This is a genomic window from Celeribacter sp. HF31 (assembly GCF_011806455.1).
In the GTDB taxonomy this organism is placed as follows: Bacteria; Pseudomonadota; Alphaproteobacteria; order Rhodobacterales; family Rhodobacteraceae; genus Celeribacter.
In genome coordinates, this window is sequence record NZ_JAATOT010000003.1 from 205,487 (window position 1) to 217,328 (window position 11,842).

Sequence of the window (11,842 nt, forward strand, 5' to 3'; positions counted from 1 at the left end):
TGATCTGTCCTATTTCCGGCCGCTTTGGACCGAGGTGTTGAGAAGGCCCATCAGAAGGCCGATGAAGACGAGCGGCGGCACCACGAGCAGAACGGTCGCGGCATTGATGACGCCCCAGGGGACCTCTTTGCCAAGCGAGGTGATGGAGGCCGCGACCACCGGAAGGGTGGCGTTCTGTGCCGCGAGTGTGAGCGCCAGCAAAAGCTCGTTCCAGACCAGCACGAAGGTGAAGACCAGCGCGCCGAAGAGGGAGGGGGACGCCACCGGCAATGCAAACCGCCAGAAGATCTCGAAGGGGGAACATCCTTCCATCGCCGCCGCTTCCTCGATGTTGAGCGGCACGCGCTCAAACGCCGGCACAGACAGCCAGATCACCGTCGAGATCGTGGTGATCAGATAGACGAGGATGAGGCCAAAGAGCGTGTCGTAGATGCCGAGATCGAGATAGATGACGATGAACGGGATCGCGATGGCCACCGGCGGCATAAACCGCAGCGAGAGCACAAAGAACTGCACATCGTCGCCCCAGTTCCGGGCATGACGCGCCAGCGTATAGGCCGCGGGAATACCGAGTGCCGCCCCGATGATCACAGAGGCCGAGACGACAATCACAGAGTGCAAAAGCCCGTCGCGAATGGTCGGATTGCGCAGGATCGTGGCAAAGTTCTCAAGCGTCGGAGAGAACAAAAGCTTCGGCACCGGGGTGACGATGTCGCGCAGCTCCTTGAAGGCGCCCAGAACCGTCCAGAGGATCGGCCCGAGGGCCACGACGATCAGCAAAGCCAAAAGCGCGCGGGTGAGTGTGACGGATATCAGGCGGCCCATTTTTTCCCCGCTTTCCAGATGATGGTGAAGACGACGGTGGTGACGATGAGCAACAGGATCGACATGGCCGAGGCATAGGAAATCCGTCCGCCCATATTGATCCCCATTTGATAGGCATAGAGATCAAGCGTTTCCGTCGCGGTGCCAGGCCCGCCGCCCGTCATGACAAAGATCAGATCAAAGGAGCGCAGGCTTTCGACCGCCTTGACCAGGGCCAGCGAAATGATCGGCGCCTTGAGCATCGGCAGGGTGACATAAGCGTGGATTTCCCAAGTGCGCGCATTGTCGAGCATGGCGGCCTCGATCGGATCGCGCGGCAGGGTTTCCATCAGCTTCAGCAAGATGACGGTGAAGAACAGCCCCCATTGCCAGATGTCGACGATGGCGACCGAGATGAGCGCCAGAGACGGATCGGCCAGAAACTCGACCGGACCAATCCCCACAAGACCGCAGAGGTAGTTGATCAGCCCCAGAGAGGGCGAATAGAGAAAGCGCCAGATGAAGGCGGCCGCCACGCGCGGCAGAAGCACCGGCACCAGAAAGGCGAAACAGATCAGGTTGCGCCAGAGCGGTTTTTTCACCGTCTCATAGATCAGCACCGCCAGAAGGACAGCCAGAACCAATGTCCCGGTGACGGTCACGACCTCCCAGATGGCGGAGATTTCCAGCGCGTTGAAAAATCGTTTGTCCCGCAACAGGCGCAGAAAGTTGTAGGCGCCGACGAACTCATAGTCCGAGCTGCGCAGCGTGCGGTTCATCAGCGCGAACCAAACCGCGCCGGCCACGGACACAAGCGCAAGCGAGGCCAGTATGCCGATGGCAGGCACCAGAGAGAGGGTGACGAATGTTTTGCGTTTCATAGGGCGTCCTTCGACGTCGGAAAGCGAGAAAAGGGGAGGGACCGGCGCGCCCTGTCTTCGTTGGCCCACAAAAAGGCGGGGCGCGCCGGAAGGCTGCGGTTACTTGAGCCGCATCAGGCTGTCTTCGGCGAAGAAGGCCGCTTCATCGAGCGTGGCCGCGATGTCGTCGCGGGTGCCGGTGAAGACCTCTTCCAGCGCCAGACCAAGCGTGTCGCCGATCTCCGGCCAGGCCGGGCTTTTCATGATCAGGAGATCGGTTTTCGGACCGGTCGCCAGCATGGCTTCGACATATTCCGCGGGAACCAGAGATTGATAGGCCTCGCTCTCAAGCGTCGAGGTGCGGCCAATGTCGGAGGCAATCCCGGCCTCAAGCCGCTGTTGCTCCATCTCTTTCGACGTGGCCCAGCCGACGAAATCGCCCGCAATGGTTTTGGCGCAATCGTCCGCTGCACCTGCTTTCGACACGGCCCAGCCATGCGCCCAGCCAGCGGACGGGAGCGGATCGGGCGGCGGCGCGTAGCCCACTTTGCCGACGACGGTCGATTTGGACGGGTCTTCCATCCACGGCCCGAACACGTCGGATTCGATCAGGATCGCGACCTGACCGCCGCGAAACGCTTCGACCGCATCGGACCAGTTGAAGGTGCCCACACCCGGCGGACCGTAGGACATCAGATCGGTGTAAAGCTCGGTCGCCTCGACGCCCGCTTCGCTGTTGAAGGCGGGCATATCGCCGTCGAGCCATTCGCCGCCCATGGCGCGGAAAAACGGCGTCCAACGCCAGACGTTCATGCCAGACCCGCGCTGACCCCGCGCGGCCCAACCATGCGCGCCGTTGTCGGCGGCATCGAGCACCTTGACCGCTTCGACCAGCTCATCGAGGGTGCTCGGCACATCAAGACCGGCAGCTTCCAACAGATCCGTGCGCACCATCATCACGTCACCGCCGCCCACGAAGGGCGCGAAATACTGCGTGCCATCCACGGTCGCAACATTGCTCAGATCGGTGCGGAAATCCGCGATGTCATAGCTTTCGGGCACGACATCTGCGAGCGGGTAAATCCAATCGGCGCTGACATATTCGGCGAGGTTCGCCTCGTCGATATAAAGCACCTGATAGGACCCGGCACCCGTCGAGGCATCGAGACGCGCTTTGGCGCGACGCTCGTTCTCCCCCAGAAGCGTGATCTTTACTTCTGTGTCCCATTTTTCATTGAATTCCGACAGATGCGCATCCAGCGCTGTGACGGCGGGCATGCCCTGTCCGATCACGTTGAGCGTCGGCACCGCGCCCTTGCAGGCCTCTTGTGCCTGAGTTTGTTGTGCCTGGGCTTGAGCCGCCAGCGCGCAGAGCGCCGTGCCAAGCAGCAAAGATGTCCTTTTCATTGGTCTTCCTCCCTAGATATGCGTGATCCTTGATGGACCTTCGCGGTTCATGCCCCTGACTGGGGCGTCTCCTCCATCAGCGCGGTGACACCTGCATCGAGGTGACAAAAGCGCGCAAATCTCTCTTCATAAACGGCGGCAAGCGCCGGATCGGGATCGTGGTGCCGGGCGACATGGGTCATCGCCTGCGTGGCCTCTCCCAGATCGCCATAAGCCCCGGCCGCCACCGCCGCACAGATCGCCGCCCCCAGAGCGCCCACTTCGCCCGCACGCACCGCCTCCACGGGGCGCTGGCAAATGTCGGCGAAAATCTGGGTCCAGACGGGTGATTTCGCGGCCCCGCCCGCAAGCCGGATGACCGGCGGGAACTGGCGCCCCGACAGGGTCACGGCATCCTCGGCATGGCGTCTGGCCTGAAAGGCGACGCCTTCGTAAATCGCGCGCAGCATGGTGCCCGTGTCATCGCCAGCGCCGAGGTCCAGAAACCCGCCGCGTTTGGGATCGGGGCCGAACACATAGGGCAGGAACTGACAGCGGCGCGCGGCGACCGGGCTTGTTTTGACCAGCTTGTTGGCCTCTTCGATCGTGACCCGCCCGCCCAGCGCCCGGTCGAGATACCAGCCGAGATTGGCCGCCGAACAGGGGCTGCCCTCGGCAATGAGCCGCGTGCCGGAGGCGCCGTAGCGAAAATTCAGGATCGGCGCGCCGGTGATCTCGGCGGTCGACGTTTCCAGGCTGTTGATCGACCAGGTGCCGGCGATCATGGTCAGGATATCCGGCCCCATGGCCCCCGCCCCCAACGAACAGGCGGCGACATCCATCATGGAGCCCGCGACGGGAATACCCTCCGGCAGGCCGGTCTCGCGGGCCGCTTCGGCACTGATCCGCCCGGCCACGCTGTCGCTCGGAGCGATGTCTGGCAAGCGGTGGCGATGCGGCGCCAAGCCCAAGTCTTCAAGCACCTCCTCGGCATAGGTTCCGGTCGCGAGGCTCATCAAACCACCGCCCCCGGCATCCGTCGGATCGGTCAGCGCAGCGCCGGTGAGTTTGAACCGGATCGCATCCTTGCAGCACAACGCCCAGCGGGTGCGCGCCAGAACCTCGGGTTCCGTGCGCGCAAGATGGGCAAAGACCATCATCGTCTGCCCGCCCCAAAGACGCGTGCCTGTGAGGCCCGAGATCGCCTCAGCGCGGCCTTCAGCGGAAAGCCGGTCGACCAGCGGCTGGGCGCGGTGATCGACGGAGACGATGCCGGGGCGCGTCGCCTGGCCTCTCTCGTCCAAAAGGAAAATCCCGTTGCCAAAGCCGGTACAGCCCACACCAAGAATCTCGCGCCCGGCGCAATCCGCAACGACCCGGCGCAGCGCGGACACGATGCCCGCCCAGAAGGGCGCCAGATCGCGCTCGACCCGCCCGTCGCCGTGATGGATGTTCTCGACATCCGCCGTTTCCGCCGCGATCTCGGTGCCGGACAGGTCATAGGCCACCACCTTGACCGTCGTGCCGCCGGCGTCGATGGCGATGATCCCTGCGTTTCTCATGCTGCGCCCTCCCGTTTGGTGATCCTCGCGCCCATCAGTCGCGGATCGGAGAGCACGGCGTCAATCTCTGCGTTCAGGCTGTCGCGCCCGCGTCCGGTTTCCTCGGACAGGATATCCGCCAATTCCGGCAAGGTGTCGGCAGACAACCCATGACCGAAGCTCAGCCGCGTCCGGCGCAGGATCAGATCCTCGAGCGTCAGCGCGCCACGCCGCCGGATCGCGTAACGGATTTCGCCGCGGCAAATGTCGGACGCCTGCCGCAGTGCCAAAGCATCTGCACCCGTGCAGAGCCCCGCGACATCTCGCGCCAGTGCGCCGTAGCGGTGTAACAGGCGGTGGGCCAGCTCCGCGTCGATTTCTCTTTCACGCACCAGCTCCTGCGCAGTGCAGGGTGCGGCTCCCGGATACTGTCGCGTCGCCGTGGACACCTGCCGCGTACGTCCGAGGAGTGCCAACACCCGATCCGCCGTTTCTTCGCCAAACGCCCGAAACGTGGTCCATTTGCCGCCAACCAGTGACAGAACGGGCGGCAAGCTGTCAGAGAAACGATCCTCTTCCAGCGCATGATCGCGGGCCGCGCTGGTGGCCGAACCGCTGCCTTCGCTGCGTCGCAAGGGGCGGATGCCAGTGGTCATCGACACGATCTGATCGTGGCGCACCTCGATGTCGGAGAAGAGCCCATTGATCGCGGTGAGCAGATAGGCAATCTCATCGCCCGACACCGCCTGATCATCGGGGTTTGGGGTTTCGACTTCGGTGGTCCCCACCAGAACATTGTCCCCCACGGGCAAGGTGATGACCATCCTTCCTGTGCCGTCATCAAAGTAATAGGCATTGCCATTCATCCGGCGATGCAAATCGGCATTGTCGAGCACAAGATGCGCCCCCTTGATGCCGCGAAGATACTGCGTGCGCCCACCCAGCTCTGCATTTGTCCGATCAATCCAGGCGCCCGTCGCATTGACGATCACCTTGGGACGCAGGGCGAAACGCGCCGGCCCGAACCGGTCTTCGATGACGATCTGATCCTGCGCCAGGTTCCAGCACACATGATTAAGTGCGACGACCTCGGCTTCTTGATCTAAAGCCTCGCCAAGCATTTCGAAGATCAGCCCCTCCGGCTGGGTGATTTGACCGTCGTAATAGGAGACCACGGCTTTCGTACCCGTGGGTAACCCGCTGGGAAAGCGATCCCTTTTCAGCAGCGTCTCGTGATCTGGCAAAGGATGCTCGCGCCGTCCGAAGGCTTCGTAGATCCGCAAGGCGCCTTCGAGCGCCACAAGCGAGAGAGGGCCACTACGCTTTGAGAGACCCATAAATCTGAAACCTGCCCGCGCCAACCCCGTGAGCCAGTGCGACAAGGGCACCGTGATCTTGAGCGTTTTGACGATATGGCCCGCATTGGCGATGAGCCGATTGCGTTCCCTCGCACTTTCAGCCACCAGGCGAAATTCGCGCCCTTCCAGATACCGCAGCCCGCCATGCGCCATGCGGCTCGAGGCGCCACTGGCGCCGGCGCAAAAGTCACCTGCATCAATCAACACGCATGACACGCCGTTCAACGCCAAATCCCGCAGCGTGGCGACACCGTTCACACCTCCGCCCAAAATGAGCACGTCCGGGTCCTCGATGGCTTTCAACGCCCGAAGATTTCGAGCGCGAAAACCATGGTTCCGGAGTGGATCGGTGATGGGGTGCGTTTCTGTGGTCATATAAACATGTAGTTTAGTTTTTTTACTTTTGTAAAGTATCTTTTATAAATATAAACATTCTACAAAGGTCGTATATGGCGGCGCGCCCGGCTTTTGCATGCCGATGGACGTTGTTCCACAACTCTGACCTTCAAGGCGTCACAGCGTGACCCCAAGTGTTTGGATGGGCTATCGCGGTCTTGGCGCTGGGGGTGAGGTATAGCTGAGATCCGCGCAGGGACTGCGCTGGGGGCAAAAGCATTCATCAGCAGAGGCAAACATTTTGCTAAACTTGCGAGACGAAAAGGGACGTTTTCCGGTGTTTTCACGAGGGCGGAATGACTTCATATCATCTCAGTTATGTTTCGAAACTGTTCGGAGGATTTCGCTCAGTCGACAATGTAGACCTCGTTTTTCGCCCTGGTGAGATCCATGCGCTCATCTGTCTCTCTTGACCCCTTCCTCAACCTGCCTGCCGCGCAAAGGCGATGCCGTGTGATCGGGGCCATCGGGCCGGAAGAGGCGACGCTCAAGACACTGGCAGAAGACGACGGGTTGCGTGAAAGCGGGGCGGGCGGGGCCTTCGTCAAAGGCCATGATCCAGAGGTTTGGATGACCGCCTTGCGGTCTCAGATGAATGTAAAACACCGGGTGATTGCCCCAGCTCCGGACCCAAGCGATCTCGGGCCCGACTGGTGTAAGACATTGCAATCATTGGTCGTACCTTCCCTCAAGGCGGAATTGCAGGGTCACGCGGCATGAGGTTTCGAGATGCGGTCCTGAACCGCGTAGCCGAACCATGTCCCCATGTCATTTGCGACGAATGACGGATGAGAACGGTGCGCCGCTGGTGTCGTTCTGCGCCAGCGGCGTGATCAATGCCTCTTGGTCGCGCTCCTCGGCCGGGGCGGCATCGATCACGCCCAGATCGGTCAGGTAATCCGGCAGACGCCCGGAGAGGATCAGACGTTCATCCATCGGCAGGTCGGGTTTCAGAGCCAGCGCCAAGGCCCAGACGCTCGTCGTGCAATTGGCGGTGATCGTGTTGTAAAAGGCCGGCTTTTCTTCAAGGCGTTGCGCCAGGTCGACATAGGACAGGAACATGGTCCGACGCTGCTCTGCGCTCAGTTGGACCGGGTAGAGTCGCACCTGCTCCTTGCGGTAATTGGTGCGCAGCTTGACGATGTCACGCTCGGTCGCGGCGATCAGAACAAGCTCGAATTGACGGAAAAACCCACCGAGCTCGTTGAATTCTTCATCTGCCTCGCGACGAATCTCGACGGAAAACACCACGTTTTCACCAGAGGCAAAGCCGAAACTCACCAAGAGATGGGCGATGTCGGGATTGTCCCAGACGGAGGTGATCATATCGACCGTCTCAAGATCGTTCAGATCGTAGTCTTCCGTGATCCAACGCGGCGTGGCCTCGGTTTTGCTCTGCCACTCGAAATCCCGGATATTTGCCAGCCGGACGTGATCGCCCTCGACATCGGCCCGCACGCCTTTGGACACATCCATCGCCCAGTCGCGCGATTGCTCCGGTGTGATGGTTTGATACCACCCCGCCACCGCGAGCCCGCCCAGCGCCAATATGGCCCAGCCCGAGCGGCGCGACCGTTTAAACCGCAGAGTGAGCGCCGTGAGAGCCATCGCGATCAGGGCAACGAGTGCCACGACCCGCAGCCCGCCGGTAAGATGCAACCAAAGCGCGGTCGCACTCCAGGCCGTGCCAGCCAGAATAATCAGAACAAAGAGGACATGGGCCAGATATTTCATCGAACGGATCATGGGAAAACTCGCATAGCAAAGAGATTGGCAGGCGGCCCGCAACTTTCGCGGCCGCCCGAGAGATCACACGTCGGTATCGCCGCGAGCTTCGGCCAAAAGGCGTTCGGTGCGGGCATCTTCGAGTTTGTTGTAGATGCGCTCGCCTTCCTCTTTATCGCGCAAGGCCTTTGTGATCGAGGCCGTCGAATAGACCAGCATCAGCGCTGCCATGGCGTAATAGCCTTTCGCGGAGAAACTTGCCTCCAGCGACCAGATGCCGCCGGCCATCATCAGGGCCGCGATGGAAAAGTTGAAATAGGTGAAGAGGTTCCAGGCGTTGGACACTTTGGGGGTATAAGATTTCGACATTTTAGGTCTCCTTTGAATTTTGGTGTGTTCGGTTGGTTTTGACAAATGGGTCGGGATCAGGCGGTTTTTGCGCGCAGGCGATCAAGCACATGGGCGGCTTCGGGGCGCAGCGGCGCACCGCAGCCAGCGGCGGCGAGGCGGGCGACTGTGCCCTCTGCGGACGGGCCCGTGGTCAGGTCACGCAGGGCGACATCGACGGCTTCGGCGTGATCTTGACGAGATTGCAGACGCTCCAAGGTGGCTTCGGCTTCGCGCAGGCTCGACACGACGCCGTCCGGCATGGTGCCGCGCAGTTTTTGCGTGCGGGCAGCCGCATCGGCGATTTGCTTGCCGCGTTGCAGGGCCCGCAGGCGCTGCTCGGAGAGGCTCACCTGTTCGCGCAGACGGCGGATTTCCGCATCATAGTGGGCCGTGGCCCGCGCCGAGGCAGCGGCTTCGGCTTCCAACTCGGCAATCGCGGATGCGGCCTCGGTGGCAAGGTCTTCGCGATCCTGGCGCAGTGCTTCGACGGCGCGCAGTTCGAGGTCATTGATCTGCCCGGCAATCTTGGTAGCGTTGTTTTTCTCGCGCTCGGCGTAGGCGATCACCACGGCCACCGCGCGCTTTGCACCCTGAAGCCCATCTGCGGCGTCGCGCAATTGCTGGCGCAGGATGGTCAGCGCATTGGCGTCTTCAATGGCTTCTGCCGCGTCATGCGTGCGGGCCCGGACGAGGGTCGTAAACATCTTGAACATCGTAAGCTCCTTCTTTATGAACGTTGTTCATGAAGTCTGTATGCAGCAATCATGAACGTTGTTCAAGACAAAAATGAACATCGTTCAAAAAAAATTTTAAGGGGATATGATGAGCACCGCACGCGAAGCCAAAAAAGCCGAGTTGAAAAAGCGCCTGATCGACGCCGCAGAAGCGGAAATCATCGAACATGGCTTGGCGGGGTTAAAGGCTCGGGCCGTGACCGCACGGGCAGGATGTGCCCTGGGCTCGCTCTATACTGTGGTCGAGGATCTCGACATGTTGGTGATCGAGGTGAATTCGCGCACCCTCACGGAGTTGGGCGCAACCCTGACCGACGCGGTCAGCAAGGCCGGCGATACGCCGCAACACGCGTTGCAAGCCCTGGCCCTGCGCTACGCCGACTTCGCCATCGCGCATCAACCGCTATGGCTCTCGCTTTTCGAACACCGGCTGCCCGAAGGTCAGGACATTCCGGAGTGGCACAAACAGGAACATGCGGTCCTCGTCGAAGTCATTGCACCGCATCTTGCGAAACTGCGCCCGGACATGACGCGTGAGGCCCTAATCTTGCGCACCCGCACCACCTTCGCCGCGGTCCATGGCGTGGTCTACCTCGCTTTGCAGGGGCGCTTTGTCGGCGTGCCGATGGAGGCGCTGAAATCCGAAATTGCCGGTCTTGTGGAAACGCTGACGGCCGGAGCCGCGCAGATGACCAAAGACTAGGGATAGGACCACTTGATAAATTTTGCGTATATGCAATAAATCACCACATCTGACATACTAAAGAGAGTCGCGATGTGGACATCTGAGCTGCGCACGACGGACACCCCGTCCGATCCCCCTCCCCGCGAGCCGCTGTCCGACACGCTCAAACGGCTGAGACAAGACAAGGCTCTGACACTGGCGAAACTCGCCGCGCAAAGCGGGCTGTCGGTTTCGACCCTGTCGCGGATTGAAAACGGCCAGCTGTCGCCAACCTTCGAGACGCTTGAGAAATTGTGTGCCGGGCTGGGGCTCAGCTTGAATGCGTTTTTCAACTCGGGCCAGACCTCCTCTCTGTCCGGCTGGCGGTCGCTGACCCGCAAAGGACAGGGGCGCCTTGTCGAAACGCCGCATTACCGGCTGGAGCTGCTGTGCGACGACGTTGTGGCGAAACAGGCGCTGGTGTTTCGTGCCGAAATTCTTGCCCGCGATCTGTCCGAGTTTGACACGCTGCAACGCCACATGGGCCAAGAGCAAATCCTTGTCCAATCCGGCCAGTTACGGGTCTTTACCGAACATTACGCCCCCGTCGATTTGCAGCCCGGCGACAGCTTTGCCTTTGACAGCGCCATGGGGCATGCGTTGATCAGCCTGAGCGACACGCCTGCCGTGGTGCTTTGGATCAGCACCTCTGGGGCCTGAGCGATGCAACAAGACAGAACCATCGTCATTGGCGCAGGCGCCGTGGGCATCATGACCGCGCGGGCGCTGATGCTGCGCGGCAAGAAGGTCACTGTGATCGACCGCCTCTCCGGCCCCGCCGAATTCTGTTCGCGCGGCAATGCCGGGCTGATGGCGGTCGGCCATGCCAAGGCTTGGGCCGAACCCGCCGCTCTCCCGGCCATGATGCGCGCAGCCCTGGGCCGTGAGCCTTCGGTGAAAATTTCAAAACTCTTCGACCCGGCGCTGTGGCGTTGGGGGATGGAATTTCTGACACAGTGCACATCACGCGCCAGCGCCGCCAATACCCGCAAGCTGCAACGCCTCGCGCGTATGAGCCGAGACATGCTTTTGCCCGCCGAAACGGCGATGGGACTGCCGGGTGAGACGCGGCACGACGGGGCGCTTTATCTGTTTCAGGACACGCCCCAGTTTCAAAGCTATGCCGCCAAGATCGGCTCTGGTCAGGAGATCGAGGTTCTCGACGCTCTAGCCCTGATCGAGCTTGAGCCGGGCCTTGCCGGAATGAGGGATCGACTGGCGGGCGGGTTGCGCAGCCATATCGATTCCGTGGGCGATTGCCATCTGTTCAGCGCGCGCACCGGGGCATGGCTTGATCGCGAGGGCATCGCGTTTCGCTATGACACCAAGGTCACGGGGTTTACCTGCAAAAACCAACGGATTTCTGCCGTAGAGACCGACGCCGGGCCGATGGAGTGCACAGACGTGGTGCTGGCCACCGGGGTGGAGACGCCGGATGTGACCCGAAGCCTGGGGTTTGTGCCGAATATCTATCCGGTCAAAGGCTATTCCGGCACTTGGCGCATCACCGATCCGGGTGCCGTGCCGCAACTGCCCTTTGTGGATGAGACCGAATTGCTGGCCGTTTCGAATTTCGGCGACCGGCTGCGGGTGACCGCGATTGCAGAATTTGCCGGGCGGGATCTTTCGCTACCGGAAAAGCGGATCACGCTTTTGAAAGAGTACGTGCAGCGGAATTTTGGAAAGGGCGTCGATCTGGATCACCCGGAGTTTTGGGCCGGGCTGCGTCCGACCACGCCCGCCGGGCCGCCCTATCTCGGGCGTGTGCGCGCCTATGACAACCTTTGGATCAATGCGGGGCACGGGCAGTTGGGCTGGACCATGAGCCTCGGCAGTGCGGAGCTTTTGGCGCAGGCGATGACGGATGAAACACCTGTGCTGAGCGATGTGTCCGCGACAGCGAAATGGCTCGCCGCGCTTTGAA

12 protein-coding genes are annotated in these 11,842 nt (G+C 61.3%); 4 read left to right on the forward strand and 8 right to left on the reverse strand.

Annotation, left to right across the window (positions count from 1 at the left end; genetic code table 11):
- Positions 1-9: 9 nt before the first annotated feature.
- From HCZ23_RS07230 to HCZ23_RS07250, 5 genes are all read right to left on the reverse strand, one after another.
- Positions 10-825, reverse strand: a complete 816-nt coding sequence (locus tag HCZ23_RS07230) for a carbohydrate ABC transporter permease (protein ID WP_167601050.1) — start codon at positions 823-825, stop codon at positions 10-12.
- Positions 813-1,685 carry a carbohydrate ABC transporter permease gene (locus HCZ23_RS07235; RefSeq protein WP_167601051.1) on the reverse strand — a complete coding sequence of 291 codons (873 nt, stop codon included), beginning with the start codon at positions 1,683-1,685 and terminating at the stop codon, positions 813-815. Before HCZ23_RS07235 ends, HCZ23_RS07230 begins: the two co-directional genes overlap by 13 nt.
- 99 nt (positions 1,686-1,784) lie before the next feature.
- A complete protein-coding gene (locus HCZ23_RS07240) occupies positions 1,785-3,071 on the reverse strand; it encodes a sugar ABC transporter substrate-binding protein (RefSeq protein WP_167601052.1) in 1,287 nt (428 codons plus the stop codon).
- A gap of 47 nt (positions 3,072-3,118) precedes the next feature.
- Entirely contained in the window at positions 3,119-4,612 is a 1,494-nt protein-coding gene (locus HCZ23_RS07245) for an FGGY-family carbohydrate kinase (RefSeq protein ID WP_167601053.1), read from the reverse strand.
- Positions 4,609-6,324 carry a glycerol-3-phosphate dehydrogenase/oxidase gene (locus tag HCZ23_RS07250; RefSeq protein WP_167601054.1) on the reverse strand — a complete coding sequence of 572 codons (1,716 nt, stop codon included), beginning with the start codon at positions 6,322-6,324 and terminating at the stop codon, positions 4,609-4,611. The genes HCZ23_RS07245 and HCZ23_RS07250 overlap by 4 nt, the downstream gene beginning before the upstream one ends.
- A gap of 411 nt (positions 6,325-6,735) precedes the next feature.
- Here HCZ23_RS07250 and HCZ23_RS07255 point away from each other — a divergent pair, with 411 nt between their 5' ends.
- Positions 6,736-7,065 (forward strand): hypothetical protein, encoded by a 330-nt coding sequence (locus HCZ23_RS07255; RefSeq protein ID WP_167601055.1) that lies wholly within the window; start codon positions 6,736-6,738, stop codon positions 7,063-7,065.
- Between the two features lie 48 nt (positions 7,066-7,113).
- Here HCZ23_RS07255 and HCZ23_RS07260 read toward each other — a convergent pair whose 3' ends face one another.
- From HCZ23_RS07260 to HCZ23_RS07270, 3 genes are all read right to left on the reverse strand, one after another.
- Complete coding sequence (locus HCZ23_RS07260; RefSeq protein ID WP_167601056.1) at positions 7,114-8,091, reverse strand: DUF4105 domain-containing protein; 978 nt, start codon at positions 8,089-8,091, stop codon at positions 7,114-7,116.
- Between the two features lie 63 nt (positions 8,092-8,154).
- Positions 8,155-8,439, reverse strand: a complete 285-nt coding sequence (locus HCZ23_RS07265) for a YiaA/YiaB family inner membrane protein (RefSeq protein ID WP_167601057.1) — start codon at positions 8,437-8,439, stop codon at positions 8,155-8,157.
- Positions 8,440-8,495: 56 nt separating this feature from the next.
- Positions 8,496-9,173 carry a PspA/IM30 family protein gene (locus tag HCZ23_RS07270; RefSeq protein ID WP_167601058.1) on the reverse strand — a complete coding sequence of 226 codons (678 nt, stop codon included), beginning with the start codon at positions 9,171-9,173 and terminating at the stop codon, positions 8,496-8,498.
- 109 nt (positions 9,174-9,282) lie between these two features.
- Here HCZ23_RS07270 and HCZ23_RS07275 point away from each other — a divergent pair, with 109 nt between their 5' ends.
- From HCZ23_RS07275 to HCZ23_RS07285, 3 genes are all read left to right on the forward strand, one after another.
- Positions 9,283-9,897 (forward strand): TetR/AcrR family transcriptional regulator, encoded by a 615-nt coding sequence (locus HCZ23_RS07275; RefSeq protein WP_167601059.1) that lies wholly within the window; start codon positions 9,283-9,285, stop codon positions 9,895-9,897.
- Between the two features lie 72 nt (positions 9,898-9,969).
- Positions 9,970-10,578 carry a helix-turn-helix domain-containing protein gene (locus tag HCZ23_RS07280; protein WP_167601060.1) on the forward strand — a complete coding sequence of 203 codons (609 nt, stop codon included), beginning with the start codon at positions 9,970-9,972 and terminating at the stop codon, positions 10,576-10,578.
- 3 nt (positions 10,579-10,581) lie between these two features.
- Entirely contained in the window at positions 10,582-11,841 is a 1,260-nt protein-coding gene (locus HCZ23_RS07285) for an FAD-dependent oxidoreductase (protein ID WP_167601061.1), read from the forward strand.
- Position 11,842: the final 1 nt, after the last annotated feature.